This window comes from Kitasatospora sp. NPDC024654 (genome assembly GCF_055559155.1).
This window is the reverse complement of record NZ_JBVHLF010000012.1, coordinates 140959-156381: the sequence shown is the minus strand read 5'-3', so window position 1 is coordinate 156381 and position 15423 is coordinate 140959. Positions and strand designations below refer to the sequence as shown.

Below are 15423 nucleotides of genomic sequence, written 5' to 3'. Positions count from 1 at the left end.
CCCCCCCCCCCCCCACCCCCCCCCCCCCCCCCCCCCCCCCCCCCCCCCCCCCCCCCCCCCCCCCCCCCCCCCCCCCCCCCCCCCCCCCCCCCCCCGCCGTGTTGCGTCCGGCCCCGTCCGGCCGGGCGGGTCAGCCGCCGTGGCCGCGACCGGCTCCCACCGCCGCCGACCCGGTCTCCGCCGGCACCTCCGCGCGCCGGTTGCGGACCATCGAGGAGGCCAGCGCGGCCCCGATGAAGGCCACCCCGATCAGCCCGGTGACCACCTCGGGGATCTCGTGCTTGATGGAGAGCAGCAGGATCGCCGCCAGCGCGCCGATCGCGTAGTGCGCGCCGTGCTCCAGGTAGACGTACTCGTCCAGGGTCCCCTTGCGGACCAGGAAGACGGTCAGCGAGCGGATGTACATCGCGCCGATGCCCAGGCCCAGGGTGATCTGGAAGATGTCGTTGGAGATCGCGAAGGCGCCGACCACCCCGTCGAAGGAGAACGAGGCGTCCAGCACCTCCAGGTAGAGGAAGAGGAAGAACGCGGCCTTGCCGGCCACCGCGGCCAGCGGGCGGCCCTGCCGCTCGGCCTCCTCCTCGACCTCCTCCTCCGCCTCCAGCGAGTTCTCGAAGACGCCGGAGAGGCCACCCACCGCCAGGTAGCTCGCCAACCCGAGCACGCCGGCCAGCAGAACCGTTTCGGCGTGCGCCCCCGCGAAGAACCGCGCCACCAGGACCAGCGCGGTCAGGGCGATCACCGAGGCCAGCGCCTCCAGCCGGCCGATCCGCTCCAGCGGCCGCTCGATCCAGCGCAGCCAGTGGAAGTCCTTCTCCCCGAGCACGAAGTCCAGGAAGATCATCAGCAGGAACGTTCCACCGAAGGCCGCGATGGCCGGCTTGGCGGCCGCCAGGTGCTGACCGTAGGTCAGCCCCTGGTAGGTGTGGCCCGAGTGGAGTGCCAGGTTGAGCACGGTGTCCGGGCCGATGTGCGCGGTCAGCCCGACCACCAGCAGCGGGAAGACCAGTCGCATGCCGACCACCGCGATCAGCACGCCGACGGTCAGGAAGACCCTCTGCCAGAACGGGGTCATCCGCCGCAGCACCGTGGCGTTGACCACCGCGTTGTCGAAGGAGAGCGAGATCTCCAGAATCGCCAGGATCAGTACCAGGCCGAAGCCCTGGGCGCCCCAGATCAGCCCGGCGGCGATCAGGCCGGCCACGGTGACCGCGAACGACCAGCCGAAGGTGCGGAGAAACACGGGGATACCTTTCGGTTCAGGAGGCGCCGGGGCGCCCCTCCCGCCCGGGCGTGTTCCCGGGCAGGCCCCCCGCACTGCCCTCGAGTTCAGGGCGCGTTCTTGACGGTCCCTTTACTGTACGTTGACGCCGAAGTCGAGGGCGATGCCGCGAAGACCGGAGGCGTACCCCTGGCCCACGGCGCGGAACTTCCACTCCCCCTGGTAGCGGTACAGCTCACCAAAGATCATGGCGGTCTCGCTGGACGCGTCCTCGGTCAGGTCGTAGCGCGCGATCTCCTGCCCGTTGGCCTGGTTCACCACCCGGATGTAGGCGTTGCGAACCTGCCCGAAGCTCTGCAGCCGGGCCTCGGCGTCGTAGATCGAGACCGGGAAGACCACCTTGTCCACCTGGGCCGGCACCAGGTCGAGGTTGACCAGCACGACCTCCTCGTCACCCTCGTCGCCCTCGGTGCCGCCCACCAGGTTGTCGCCCAGGTGCTCGACCGAGCCCTCGGGGCTCTTGAGGTTGTTGTAGAAGACGAAGTACTCGTCGCCCAGCACCCGGCCGCCGGCGCAGAGCAGCGCGCTGGCGTCGAGGTCGAAGGGCGCGCCGGTGGTCGAGCGGGCGTCCCAGCCCAGGCCGATCTGCACCTGCGTCAGGTTCGGCGCGGCCTTGCTCAGCGAGACGTTGCCGCCCTTGGCGAGCGTGACACTCATGGTGGTTCTTCCTCCCACTCCCTGGCGCCCCGGCTGGGACACCGTCAGTTACCGGACTCCGGGGACAACCGGCCGGGGCCCGGACCGCGCGGTGACACGGAGAGGCGCACCATCAGGTCTAGCCCCCCGTACCGCCCCGCGGCCACTGCCTCGGCACTGAACTTCCTGAACTAGGGGAACTTATCAGCGTGGCTGCCGCCCACCCGGTCCAAGGGCGGGGCGGCGGCAGCCGCGCAGGGGGTCTGACCAGGCGTCGGACGGCGCCGCCGGCGGTCAGCGGGAGGCGGCGTCCACCGGGTGGCGCTCCGCGCGCCGTCGCGGCGCCCGCTCGGCGCGGGCGTCCGGCTCCGGCCAGGCCGCCACCGGGTTGCCCGCCCACCGGGTGCCGGCCGGCAGCTCCTCGCCGCGCATCACCAGCGACGCCGCCCCCACCACGCAGCCCGCCCCGAGCACCGTGCCCGGCAGCGTGATCGAGTTCGGCCCCAGCGTGGCCCCCTCCGCGATGTGCACGGTGTCCAGCCGCATCACCCGGTCGTGGAACAGGTGGGTCTGCACCACCGTGCCCCGGTTGACCGACGCCCCGTCCGCCAGCGTCATCAGGTCGGTCTCCGGCAGCCAGTGCGTCTCGCACCACACCCCGCGCCCGATCCGCACCCCAAGGCTGCGCAGCCAGACGTTGAGGAACGGCGTGCCGAGCAGCGTCCGGCCGAGCCAGGGCATCGCCAGCTCCTCGAGGAAGGTGTCGTACAGCTCGTTGCGCCAGACGAAGCTGGACCAGAGCGGGTACTCGGCCACCCGGAACCGCCCCACCAGCAGCCACTTCGCCACCGTGGTGGTGACGCAGGCGGCGATCCCCGCGCCGAGCAGCACCAGCCCGGCGCAGGCCGCCGCGGCCGCCAGCCCCTCCCGGTCCACCACCTCCTGCAGCGCGCCGAACGCCAGGTCACCCAGCAGGCCGGCGCAGATCAGCGGCAGGAACCGGCAGAGCTCCACCGCGGCCCGGGCCAGCACCAACCGGCGCGGCGGTTCGTAGGTGCGGCCCGGGTCGCCCGACTGCGCCGTCCGGGGCAGCGCGATCGCCGGCCGGCCCAGCCAGGACGACCCCGGCGCGGCCTGCGCGGGGGCGTCCGAGAGCACCCCGACCAGTGCGTTGTCCGGCAGCTCGCGGCCCGCCCCGACGATTGCGGAGTTGCCGACGAAGGCCCGTCGGCCGACCCGCGCGGCGCCGATCCGCAGCCAGCCACCGCGTACCTCGAACGGCGCGACCAGGGTGTCGTCGGCCAGGAACGCGCCGTCGTCCACCCGTAGCTGCCCGGGCAGCGCGGCCAGCGTGGAGAGCTCCACCCGCCGGCCGATCCGGGCCCCCAGCAGCCGCAGCCAGACCGGGGTGAACAGGCTCGCGTAGAACGGGAAGAGCGCGCCGCGCGAGGTCTCCATCAGCCGGGTGATCAGCCAGGCGCACCAGGCGACCCGTCCGTGCGCGGGGTGGTGGCCGGGCCGGATCCCCAGCCCGGCCAGCCGGACCAGAACGACCGTCAGGACCGCGTAGCAGAGCACCGAGACGGCCACCAGCAGCGGCGTCCAGACCACCAGCTGGACCAGAGCGTCGCCCAGCGTGCGGTCCTCGTCGAGCAGCGGGCAGAGCAGCGCCAGCGCGGGCAGCACGGCGACCAGCGGCATCAGCCCGAGGCCGACCAGGCCGAGGCCGTAGGCCAGGTCCCAGCCGCGCGAGCGGCGGTGCGCGGGCAGCGGCCAGCCGGTTCCCGCGGGCGCCCCACCGGGCACCGGGCGGGCCGGCGAGCCGTACCACTGCTGCCCGGCAGGCACCTCGCCGAGCACCGAGCTGCCCGCCGCCAGCTCCGCGCCGTCGCCCACCCGGGCGCCCGGCATCAGCGTGCTGCGGGTGCCGACCCGGGCCCCGGCGCCGATCTCCACGCTGCCCAGGTGCAGCACGTCGCCGTCCAACCACCAGCCGGCCAGGTCGGTCCCCGGCTCGACCGCGCAGCCGTCGCCGAACCGGGCCAGCCCGGTGACCGGCGGCATCGCGTGCAGGTCGACGTCCGCGCCGACCTGGCAGCCCAGCGCCCGGGCGTAGTGCCGGGCCCACGGGGTGCCCAGCGTCGCGGACACGTTGAAGGCCCCGACCACCCGCTCGGCCGCCCAGAGCCGCAGGTGCGCCGAGCCGCCGCGCGGGTGGCTGCCGGGCCGCAGGCCGGCGGTCAGCAGCCGGGCCGCGCCGGCCCCGATGGCGAGCCGGGCCGGGGCGCTGGCCAGCACGGTCCAGCCGGCCAGGATCAGCCACCAGGGGGTGTGCGGGGTCCACGGCAGCCCGCCGCCGGTCAACCCGGTCAGGTTGTCCAGCGCGGCCAGCCCGAGCAGCCAGCGCAGGCCGGTGACGCTGTGCAGCACGGTCAGCACCAGCAGCTGCAGCACGCCGACGTAGCGCGGGGTGGGCCGGACCCGGCGCCGCTCGCGCGGCGGCCCGGTCAGCTCGTCCAGCCGGGCCGCCAGCCGCTCCAACCCGGGGTGCGCGTAGACGTCGGCGACCGAGACGCCGGGGCAGCGGGTGCGCAGCACCGAGACCAGCCGGGCGGCGGCCAGGCTGGTGCCGCCGAGCGCGAAGAAGTCGCTCTCCCCGGTCACCGGCTGGCCGAGCAGTCGCTCCCACTGCTCGGCCAGCCAGCCGGCGGTGCCGGCCAGCCGCGGCGCGGCGGCGGGCTCGGCGGTCGCGACGGCCAGCGGCCAGGGCAGCGCGGCGCGGTCCACCTTGCCGGAGGTCCTGGTCGGCAGCTCGGCCACCACGGCCAGCACCGGGACCAGCGACTGCGGCAGCCGTTCCAACAGCAGGGCCCGCGCGGCCGCGGGCTCGAAGGACGAGCCGGGGTGTTCCAGGACCAGGTAGCCGACCAGCAGCTGCCCACCGGCCGGGGTGTCCCGGACGGCAGCCGCGGCGGCCCGCACCCCGGGCAGCGCCCGCAGCGCCGCGTCGACCTCGCCCAGCTCGATCCGCCGCCCGGCCAGCTTGACCTGCTCGTCGGCGCGGCCGACGAAGACCAGGCCGGCGGGGTCGGCCCGGACCAGGTCGCCACTGCGGTAGACCCGGGGACTGTGCAGCCCGGGGTGGCCGGTGAACTTCTCGGCGTCCTTGGCCGGGTCCAGGTAGCGGGCGGTGCCGACGCCGCCGATCAGCAGTTCGCCGGTCTCGTGCCAGGCCACCGGCCGGCCCCGCGCGTCCACCACGGCCAGCTCCCAGCCGTCCAGCGGCGCGCCGATCCGGACCGGCTGGCCCGGGGTGAGTAACGCCGCGCAGGCCACCACGGTGGTCTCGGTCGGACCGTAGGTGTTCCACAGCTCGCGGCCCGGCCCGGCCAACCGCTCGACCAGCTCGGCCGGGCAGGCCTCGCCGCCGAGGACCAGCAGCCGGACCCGCTCCAGGCAGTCCACCGGCCAGAGCGCGACCAGGGTGGGCACGGTGGAGACCACCGTGATGCCGCGCTCGACCAGCCAGGGGCCGAGGTCGGCACCGGCCCGGACCAGCGAGCGCGGGGCCGGGACCAGGCAGGCGCCGTGCCGCCAGGCCAGCCACATCTCCTCACAGGAGGCGTCGAAGGCGACCGAGAGCCCGGCCAGCACCCGGTCGCCCGGGCCGAGCGGGCGGCCCCGGAGGAAGAGCCGGGCCTCGGCGTCCACGAAGGCGGCGGCCGAGCGGTGGCTGACCGCGACGCCCTTGGGCCGCCCGGTGGTGCCGGAGGTGAAGATGATCCACGCGTCGTCCTGCGGCGTGGGACGGCCCGGGTGGCCGCCGGGGCGCACCCGCGGGCCCGGCCGCAGGACGCCGCCCGCGCCGAGCACCGCGCAGACCCCGGCGTCGGCCCAGATCAGCTCGGCCCGCTCGTCCGGGTCGTCGGCGTCCACCGGCACGTAGGCGGCGCCCACCCGCAGTACCGCGAGGATGGCGAGGTAGAGCTCGGCGGTGCCGGAGGGCACCCGGACGCCCACCCGGTCACCGGTGCCGATCCCGGCTCCGGCGAGCCGCCCGGCCAGCTCGGCGACCTCCCGGAGCAGTGCGCGGTAGTCGAGCGTCGTGCCGCCGGCGTCCAGGGCCGGCGCGTGCGGGGTGGTCTCGGCGGTGGCCTCGAGTACGTCGAGCAGGGTTCGGGCAGCGGCGGCGGGGGCGAGCGGCCAGCGCGCTCCGGTGGTGGCGCTCGGCCCGCTCACCCCGCTCCCGGCGGTCCCCCGGTCGTCAGTCAGCGGCATAGGTCTGGTTCGGGATTCCTGTGAGGTGCGCGGTCTCTGGTTGCGGCGCGCGGGGTGTGGCCCCGGACGCGGCGGCGGTCGCGCGGCAGCCCCGTACGGTCGCCCCCGGCGCTCACCACCTCGGCGAGGCTAGTGACAGCGCATGGGCACACCTGGCATACCGGCCAGTGCCTAACGGAATTCTCAGACGATGCGATACGGGAGAATGAACGCAAATCTGACCGGCGTCCGAAGCCGGCACTGCTGTACGCCCGAGAACGACGGCGGGGGCCGGGATCAGACGTTGACGCCGAAGTCCTGGGCGATGCCGCGCAGGCCGGAGGCGTAGCCCTGGCCGATGGCCCGGAACTTCCACTCGCCGGCGTTGCGGTACAGCTCACCGAAGACCATCGCGGTCTCGGTGGAGGCGTCCTCGGTCAGGTCGTAGCGGGCGATCTCCTGACCGCCGGCCTGGTTGACCACCCGGATGTAGGCGTTGCGGACCTGGCCGAAGTTCTGCAGCCGGGTCTCCGCGTCGTAGATCGAGACCGGGAAGACGATCTTCGCCACGCCGGCCGGCACCGCGGCCAGGTTGACCTTGATCGTCTCGTCGTCGCCCTCGCCCTCACCGGTGAGGTTGTCCCCGGTGTGCTCGACCGAGCCGTCGGGGCTGCGCAGGTTGTTGAAGAAGACGAAGTCCGCGTCCTTCGCGACCTTGCCGGCCTCGGTGCAGAGCAGCGCGCTGGCGTCGAGGTCGAACTCCGCGCCGGTGGTGGTGCGGGCGTCCCAGCCCAGACCGACGACGACGGCGGTCAGGCCCGGGGCCTCCTTGGTGAGCGAGACATTGCCGCCCTTGCTCAGGCTGACACCCACTGGATCCTCCAAGAATCGGGGGGTACCGGGTGGAGACCCCCGTGGTGCGGTCCGAGGCCCCGAGCGGGTCCCTCGTCCCAGTCAACGGCCCGATCGTAGTGCCGGGTTCCCCGACGGACGGCGACGCGGCCCGGCGTGGCCCGTTCGGGACGGGCACACCGGGCCGCGTCGGTGGCCTCAGAGCGCGCCGAGCACCTTCAGGTACTCCTGCTCGTCGCGGGCGTCCGGCAGGCCGTTGACGACCGACCAGCGCACCACGCCCTCCTTGTCGATCACGAAGGTGCCGCGCACCGCGCAGCCCTTCTCCTCGTCGAAGACGCCGTAGGCACGGGAGGCGGCACCGTGCGGCCAGAAGTCCGAGAGCAGCGGGTACTCCAGGCCCTCCTTCTCGGCGAAGACGCGCAGGGTGAACGGCGAGTCGTTGGAGACCGCGAGGATCTGCACCTCGTCGTTCTGCAGCCGCGGCAGCTCCTTCTGGATCGCGCAGACCTCGCCGGTGCAGACACCGGTGAAGGCGAACGGGTAGAAGACCAGGACGACGTTCTTCTCGCCCCGGAAGTCGGAGAGCTTGACCAGCTCGCCGTGCTGGTTCTTGAGCTCGAAGTCCGGAGCCTGGGTGCCGACCTCGACGGCCATGGTGACGACCTTTCTCAGCAGTGATCGCGTCGCGCGGGACGCCTCGGGAGAACGCGCGGTAGCCGCGGGCCCGCACGGAGCCGGCGGACCGCGCGCTCATCCTTGCATCGATTTCGCCGGGTTCGACCGGACGAGTGAGCGCACCGGTCCCTTTCAGCAGAGTTTCGCCCGCGGCGAACAGGCCGTCCGGCGGCCCGCACAGTCGGCGCGGCGATGCGCACGGGCCCCGCTGGAGGAAGCTCCAGCGGGGCCCGTGCGGCCGGTCCGAGGGCCCGCCGGGCGGCCTCGGGAGCGACTCAGCGCTTGCCGGACTTGGCGGCCTTCGGGGTGGCCAGCCGGGTGCCGGCCCAGTCCTTGGCGATCGAGACCGAGCTGGTCGCGGAGAGGCCGGCGGTCCGCGCCGCCTCGTTGATCTCGTGGGCCTCGACGTGGCCGTCCCGACCGGTCTTCGGGGTCAGCAGCCAGATCAGGCCCTCCGGGGCCAGGTACTCCTGGGCGTCGACGAGGGCATCGGTCAGATCCCCGTCCTCCTCGCGGTGCCACAGCACGACGGCGTCGGCGACGTCGTCATAGTCCTCGTCGACGAGCTCCGTACCAGTGATGTCCTCGATGCCCTCGCGGAGCTCCTGGTCGGTGTCCTCGTCGTACCCGAGCTCCTGAACGATCTGGCCCTCCTCGAAGCCCAGACGGTAAGCCGGGTTGGACTTGTCCGCGGGGTCCGCGGTCGCGCTCACGGGAATAACCTCCAGTATTTCGGCCCGGCGTCGGTGCCAGGGCTGTGGCCGTAGTCCACACGGGAGCGGCGGTTCGCGCAAGTACCCGACCCCCGATCCCACCCAAAGGTTGACGTGTCGTGGCACAACACGCCGGTTCCCGTGTTGGAAATCACACCGATTTGCCCTTTTGTACGGCGTTCGCCCATGCTGCGGATGCCATTCCGCCGGCGGCTCCCCGCGCCCGCGCGGCTGCCCGCGATACGAACGTCATTCGAGGGCACCGCGATCACGGGCGTAGAGTCTCCTGTTGGCCCTCACCCCGGCCTTCCGCCATCGGACGGACGGGGAGCCTGGCGGCCTTCCGGCCCGGACCGATCCGGGCCGGACAGCAGCACAGGTACCTGGTCGGACCACCTCTTCGTAACACCCGGGGGTGCCCGGACCGGGCGACGACGCCCGGTCCGCGCCCCCTGACCGTTCCGCCTTACCGGGCGGCCCGGTTACCCATCGGTAGAGATGACGGATCTCCGAGTTGCGGTACACGATGGAGGCGGCGCGACACACCTCAGTTTCGACCGACAGTGAAGGAACAGCGTGGCTTCCGGATCAGATCGCAACCCGATCATCATTGGCGGCCTTCCGAGTCAGGTCCCGGACTTCGATCCCGAGGAGACCGCGGAATGGCTGGAGTCGCTTGACGCGGCCATCGACGAGCGGGGCCGCGAGCGCGCCCGCTACCTGATGCTGCGGCTGATCGAGCGCGCCCGCGAGAAGCGTGTCGCCGTGCCCGAGATGCGCAGCACGGACTACGTCAACACCATCGCCACCAAGGACGAGCCGTTCTTCCCCGGCAACGAGGAGATCGAGCGCAAGGTCCTCAACGCGACCCGCTGGAACGCGGCCGTGATGGTCTCCCGTGCCCAGCGCCCGGGCATCGGCGTCGGCGGCCACATCGCCACCTTCGCCTCCTCCGCGTCGCTGTACGACGTGGGCTTCAACTACTTCTTCCGCGGCAAGGACGCCGACGGCGAGTCCGGCGACCAGATCTTCTTCCAGGGCCACGCCTCCCCCGGCATCTACGCCCGCGCCTTCCTGCTGGACCGACTGAGCGAGCAGCAGCTCGACGCCTTCCGCCAGGAGAAGTCGAAGGCCCCCTACGGCCTGTCCAGCTACCCGCACCCGCGGCTGATGCCGGACTTCTGGGAGTTCCCGACCGTCTCGATGGGCCTCGGCCCGCTCGGCGCGATCTACCAGGCCCGGATGAACCGGTACCTGGAGCACCGCGGCATCAAGGACACCTCCCAGTCGCACGTCTACGCCTTCCTCGGCGACGGCGAGATGGACGAGCCCGAGTCGCTCGGCCAGCTGTCGCTCGCCGCCCGCGAGGGCCTGGACAACCTGACCTTCGTGGTCAACTGCAACCTGCAGCGCCTGGACGGCCCGGTCCGCGGCAACGGCAAGATCATCCAGGAGCTGGAGTCGCAGTTCCGCGGTGCCGGCTGGAACGTGATCAAGCTGATCTGGGACCGCACCTGGGACCCGCTGCTGGCCCAGGACCGCGACGGCGTCCTGGTCAACAAGCTGAACGCGACCCCGGACGGCCAGTTCCAGACCTACGCCACCGAGACCGGCTCGTACATCCGCGAGCACTTCTTCGGTGACGACCTGCGGCTGCGCAAGATGGTCGAGGACATGACCGACCAGCAGATCCAGCACCTGGGTCGCGGCGGTCACGACCACAAGAAGGTCTACGCGGCCTTCAAGGCGGCCCGCGAGCACAAGGGCCAGCCGACCGTCATCCTGGCGCAGACCGTCAAGGGCTGGACGCTGGGCCCCAACTTCGAGGGCCGCAACGCCACCCACCAGATGAAGAAGCTGACGGTCGAGGACCTGAAGCGCTTCCGCGACCGCCTGCACATCCCGATCACGGACAAGCAGCTGGAGGAGGGCTACCCGCCCTACTACCACCCGGGCCGTGACTCGGAGGAGATCCAGTACATGCACGACCGCCGGCGCGAGCTGGGCGGCTACGTGCCGACCCGCAAGGTGCGGCCGCGGCAGCTGGAGCTCCCGGGCGACGACGCCTACAAGGCGGTCAAGAAGGGTTCCGGCAACCAGACCATCGCCACCACCATGGCGTTCGTCCGACTGCTCAAGGACCTGATGCGGGACAAGGGCATCGGCAACCGCTTCGTGCCGATCGCGCCCGACGAGTACCGCACCTTCGGCATGGACTCGCTCTTCCCGTCGGCGAAGATCTACAACCCGCTCGGCCAGACCTACGAGTCGGTCGACCGCGAGCTGCTGCTCGCCTACAAGGAGTCGCCGACCGGCCAGATGCTGCACGACGGCATCTCCGAGGCGGGCTGCACCGCCTCGCTGATCGCCGCCGGGTCGTCCTACGCCACCCACGGCGAGCCGCTGATCCCGGTCTACGTCTTCTACTCGATGTTCGGGTTCCAGCGCACCGGCGACCAGTTCTGGCAGATGGCCGACCAGCTGGCCCGCGGCTTCGTGCTGGGTGCCACCGCCGGCCGCACCACGCTGACCGGTGAGGGCCTGCAGCACGCCGACGGCCACTCGCACCTGCTCGCCTCGACCAACCCGGCCGTGGTCGCCTACGACCCGGCCTACGGCTTCGAGATCGCGCACATCGTGCAGGACGGCCTGCGCCGGATGTACGGCTCCACCGCCGAGCACCCGCACGGCGAGGACGTCTTCTACTACATGACGGTCTACAACGAGCCGATCAAGATGCCGGCCGAGCCCGAGAACGTCGACGTCGAGGGCATCCTCAAGGGCATCCACAAGTACGCCCCGGGCACCGCCGGCCAGATCCCGGCGCAGATCCTCGCCTCGGGTGTCGCGGTGCCGTGGGCCCTGGAGGCCCAGCGGATCCTCGCCGAGGAGTGGAACGTCCGGGCGGACGTCTGGTCGGCGACCTCCTGGAACGAGCTGCGCCGCGACGCGGTGGAGACCGAGGAGTTCAACCTGCTGCACCCGGAGGAGCCGCAGCGCGTCCCGTACGTGACGCAGAAGCTCTCCGGTGCCGAGGGCCCGTTCGTCGCGGTCTCCGACTGGATGCGCGCGGTGCCGGACCAGATCGCGCGCTGGGTGCCGGGCCAGTACCAGTCGCTGGGCGCGGACGGCTTCGGCTTCGCCGACACCCGCGGCGCCGCGCGCCGGTTCTTCCACATCGACGCGCAGTCGGTGGTGCTCGGCGTGCTCACCGAGCTGGCCAAGCAGGGCAAGATCGAGCGGCACGCGCTGAAGGAGGCGGTGGACCGCTACCAGCTGCTGGACGTGTCCGCCGCCGACCCGGGCAACGCGGGCGGCGACGCCTGACCGGTCGGTCGAGCTGACACCCCGAGGGCCGGACTCCCGTGCGGAGTCCGGCCCTCGGGCGTACGCGTCGTCGCCCGGTCGGCCCAGCCCGGCGGGCCCGTGGGGCCCGCGGTGGCGATGATCGGCGCATGAACGAGGAGATCACCGCCCGGGCCCGCTTCCTGCTGACCGAACTGCACCTCTCCCCGGTGGAGGCGAGCAACCGGCTGCAGGCCTACTTCCCCGACCTGGAACGCGAGGAGCGCACCCGCTACCTGCACCGCGCCCGTGCCCTGCTGGAGGCGGCCAACGATCCGCCGGAAAGCCGCTGAACACCACGAACGCCGACCGCTGGAGCAGCGGCCGGCGTTCGCCCCGTTCGGGGGACGGCTCAGATGTGCACCGCGGGGCCCGCGTCCGTCGAGCCGCGCTTGGTGAGCAGACCCAGCGCGGCGGCGGCCAGCGCGACCACCGAGGCCACCGCGAAGGCCAACGACATGCCGCTGACGAACGAGCTGTGCACGGCGTCGGCGATGGCGTGCGCGACCGGCGCCGGGGTCCCGGGGGCCGCCCCGGCGACGCCGACCTGGGCGCCCTGCTTGAGCTGGGCCAGCTGCTCGCCCCGCGGCAGCGGCAGGTGGGTCTTCGCCGCCCAGTTGCCCGGCAGCACGTCACCGACCTTGGCGGCCATCAGCGCACCGAGCACCGCGGTGCCGAGGCTGCCGCCGACCTGCATCGCGGCCTGCTGCAGGCCGCCCGCCACGCCGGACAGCTCCAGCGGGGCGTTGCCGACGATCACCTCGGTGGCGCCGACCATGACCGGGCTGATGCCCAGGCCCAGCAGCACGAACCAGAGCGACATCACCGCGCCGCCGGAGCCGGTGCCCAGGGTGGACATCCCGAACATCGCCACCGCGGTGAGCAGCATGCCGACCGCGATCGGGATCCGCGGCCCGATCCGGCCGATCGCGGTGCCCGCCAGCGGACTGCCGACGATCATCATCCCGGTCATCGGCAGCAGGTGGACGCCCGCCTGCACCGGCGTCATCCCGTGCACGTTCTGCAGGTAGAAGGTGACGAAGAAGATCGCCCCGAAGAAGGCGAAGGCCATCAGCACCATCAGCAGGGTGCCCGCGGAGAGCGGCACCGAGCGGAACAGGGTGAGCGGGATCAGCGGCTCCTTCGCCCGGGTCTGCCAGAACGCGAAGGCCGCCATGGCGAGCACCGCGCCGCCCAGGAAGAGCAGCGTGGACGCATCGCCCCAGCCCCAGGCCGGGGCCTTGATGATGCCCCAGACCAGCATGAACATCGCGCCCGAGAGCAGCACGATGCCGGGCAGGTCGAAGGACCTGGCGGCGTTCTCGCTCCGGACGTCCCGCAGGATCCACAGGCCCAGCAGCACCGCGAGCAGCCCGACCGGGATGTTGATGAAGAAGACCGACTCCCAGCTCACGTGCTCGACCAGCAGGCCGCCGATGATCGGACCGGCCGCCGTGGAGGCGCCGATCACGCCGCCCCAGATGCCGATCGCCATGTTGAGCCGCTCGGCCGGGAAGGCCCCGCGCAGCAGGCCGAGTGCGGCGGGCTGGAGCAGCGCGCCGAAGAGGCCCTGCAGGACCCGGAAGGCGATCACGGTCTGGATGCTGCCGGCGAAGCCGATCGCGGCCGAGGTGGCGGCGAAGCCCGCCGCGCCGACCAGGAACGTGGTCCGGTGGCCGAACCGGTCGCCGATCTTGCCGGCGGTGATCAGGAAGACCGCGAGGGCCAGCAGGTAGCCGCTGGTCACCCACTGGATGTCGGCGGGCGAGGCGTGCAGGTCGGTCTGGATGACCGGGTTGGCGATGGCGACCACGGTCCCGTCGAGCGCCACCATCATGACGCCGACCGCCACGGTGAGCAGGGTCAGCCAGGGGTGGCCGCGCAGGCCGGGGCGGTCGGGGGGGGGGGGGGGGGGGGGGGGGGGGAGAGGGGGGGAGGGGGGGGGGGGGGGGGGGGGGGGGGGGGGGGGGGGGGCGGGGGGGGGGGGGTGTGGGGGGGGGGGTGTCGCGCGGGGGCGACACCCCCGCCCGGGCGGTCTGGAGGTCGGACTGGCTCATCGACGAGGCCTTCCGGAGGCTGGCGAGCAGGGTCGGGTGGCGCCCGGGCCCCGCCCGTCCCCACGAGCACTCCGGCCTTGGCGGGCGCCACCGTTCCGACGTTATGACAGTAGCTGACAATCGGCAATAACTGTCTTCTGACCATTGCTGACATCTGACAGAGCGCTATCGTGGATCTCATGGCCCCCAATCCGACGGCTGCCGCCGCACACCCCTGCCAGGTGCCGGGCCTGCGCGAACGGAAGAAGCAGCGCACCCGGGACGCCCTGGTGGACGCCGCGCACAGCCTGTTCCTGAGCCGGGGCTACGCCGCCACCACGGTCGACGAGATCGCCGCCGCGGTGGACGTCTCGCAGCGCACGTTCTTCCGCTACTTCGCCAACAAGGAGGAGGCCGCGCTCGCCGTACTGGCGGACGCCGAGGACTTCTTCATCGACTGCCTGCGCCGCCGGCCCCCCGAGGAGAACCCGCTCCAGGCGCTACGGTCCGCGATCACCGCCTGCTGGCGGGGCTTCGGCTCCACCCGCGACTCCGGCCACCGGCGGGTGGTCGCGGCCCTGGAGCTGCTCCAGCTCATCGAGACCAACCCCACCCTGCTCGCCGCCCACCTGCGCCGGACCACCGAGCAGGAGCGGGTGGTGGCCGGCATCCTGGCCGAGCGCGAGGGTCTGGACCCGGCCACCGACCTGCGACCGCGGCTGCTGGCCGCGATCTTCGGGGCCGTGCTGCGGGTCTCCCACCTGGCCTGGAGCACGGTCGAGGAACCGGCCTCGGACAGCGGCCCGGAGAGCATGGTGGCGATCATCGAGCGCCATGTCGACCAGCTCTCCCCGGCCCTGGCGGGCGACTGGCGCTGACCTCCGGCCGAATGTGCGCCGGGCGTGCGCTACCCGGCTCGGGTGACAGTGCCGCGCCCTAGGCTGACGCCATGGTCACCTTCGACGAGTTCCGCGCGCTCGGCCTCGCGCTGCCCGGCGCCACCGAGCGGCCGACCTGGGGTGAGACCACCCTGCGGGTCGGCGAGAAGATCTTCGCGCTCGGCGCCGAGAGCGGCGACACCGTCTCGGTCAAGGCCTCCCCCGTCGAGCAGGCCGAACTCGTCGCGGCCGAGCCGGAGACCTTCTCCGTCGCGCCGTACGTCGGGCGGTTCGGCTGGGTGCGGATCCGGCTCGATCTGGTGGACCGCGAGGAGCTGCGCGGGCTGCTCGCCGAGGCCTGGCGCCGGACCGCCCCCAAGGCCCTGGTCCGGGAGTTCGACGCCGTCAATCCGCCACCGGTGTGAGCCAACCCACAGTTTGATGCGCCGCCATCCCGCTTCTTGAACATCTACGCTGGCAGGTCGTAGCAACAGTCGTACGACCACCGGGCCCGGCCCGTCGTCACGGTCGAGGTTCCCGAGGAGTTGACGCGATGCAGCGCAGGCGGTTGAAGCGCATTCTGATCGGCGCCTTCGCCACCTGCGCGGTGCTGGCCGACGCGGGCGCCGGGGGGGGGGGGGGGGGGAGGGGGCGGAGGGGGGGGGGGGGGACAAAGCCACCGGAGGGCGGAGTCGGTCGGCGGGGGGGGAGACGATCTCCCCCTCTCTCATTCCATCCCCCCTCCA

11 protein-coding genes are annotated in these 15423 nt (G+C 72.7%); 4 read left to right on the top strand and 7 right to left on the bottom strand.

The window, feature by feature from the left end:
- Positions 1-130: 130 nt before the first annotated feature.
- From ACZ38L_RS10565 to ACZ38L_RS10540, 6 genes are all read right to left on the bottom strand, one after another.
- On the bottom strand, positions 131-1243 hold the full coding sequence (locus tag ACZ38L_RS10565) for a DUF475 domain-containing protein (RefSeq protein ID WP_465691276.1): 1113 nt from the start codon (positions 1241-1243) through the stop codon (positions 131-133).
- Positions 1244-1354: 111 nt separating this feature from the next.
- Entirely contained in the window at positions 1355-1939 is a 585-nt protein-coding gene (locus ACZ38L_RS10560; protein WP_396566770.1) for a TerD family protein, read from the bottom strand.
- A 273-nt stretch (positions 1940-2212) separates the two neighbouring features.
- A complete protein-coding gene (locus tag ACZ38L_RS10555; protein WP_465691273.1) occupies positions 2213-6196 on the bottom strand; it encodes a Pls/PosA family non-ribosomal peptide synthetase in 3984 nt (1327 codons plus the stop codon).
- Between the two features lie 276 nt (positions 6197-6472).
- Positions 6473-7048 (bottom strand): TerD family protein, encoded by a 576-nt coding sequence (locus tag ACZ38L_RS10550; protein ID WP_396566766.1) that lies wholly within the window; start codon positions 7046-7048, stop codon positions 6473-6475.
- Positions 7049-7225: 177 nt separating this feature from the next.
- The gene (locus ACZ38L_RS10545; protein WP_396566764.1) at positions 7226-7684 is read right to left on the bottom strand and encodes a peroxiredoxin; all 459 of its coding nucleotides are present in this window, start codon (positions 7682-7684) and stop codon (positions 7226-7228) included.
- A gap of 296 nt (positions 7685-7980) precedes the next feature.
- Positions 7981-8418, bottom strand: a complete 438-nt coding sequence (locus ACZ38L_RS10540) for a DUF3052 domain-containing protein (protein WP_465691271.1) — start codon at positions 8416-8418, stop codon at positions 7981-7983.
- A gap of 576 nt (positions 8419-8994) precedes the next feature.
- Between ACZ38L_RS10540 and aceE the strand changes: the two genes are divergently transcribed.
- Positions 8995-11745, top strand: coding sequence for a pyruvate dehydrogenase (acetyl-transferring), homodimeric type (gene aceE, locus ACZ38L_RS10535; RefSeq protein WP_465691269.1), 2751 nt, complete (start codon positions 8995-8997; stop codon positions 11743-11745).
- A gap of 128 nt (positions 11746-11873) precedes the next feature.
- Positions 11874-12056: a hypothetical protein gene (locus ACZ38L_RS10530; protein WP_465691267.1), complete on the top strand. Its 183-nt coding sequence runs from the start codon at positions 11874-11876 to the stop codon at positions 12054-12056.
- Between the two features lie 59 nt (positions 12057-12115).
- Here the strand turns inward: ACZ38L_RS10530 and ACZ38L_RS10525 are convergent, their stop codons facing one another.
- The gene (locus ACZ38L_RS10525; RefSeq protein ID WP_465691289.1) at positions 12116-13648 is read right to left on the bottom strand and encodes an MFS transporter; all 1533 of its coding nucleotides are present in this window, start codon (positions 13646-13648) and stop codon (positions 12116-12118) included.
- Between the two features lie 351 nt (positions 13649-13999).
- Here ACZ38L_RS10525 and ACZ38L_RS10520 point away from each other — a divergent pair, with 351 nt between their 5' ends.
- On the top strand, positions 14000-14677 hold the full coding sequence (locus ACZ38L_RS10520; protein ID WP_465691265.1) for a TetR/AcrR family transcriptional regulator: 678 nt from the start codon (positions 14000-14002) through the stop codon (positions 14675-14677).
- Between the two features lie 71 nt (positions 14678-14748).
- A complete protein-coding gene (locus ACZ38L_RS10515) occupies positions 14749-15102 on the top strand; it encodes an MmcQ/YjbR family DNA-binding protein (protein WP_465691263.1) in 354 nt (117 codons plus the stop codon).
- Positions 15103-15423: the final 321 nt, after the last annotated feature.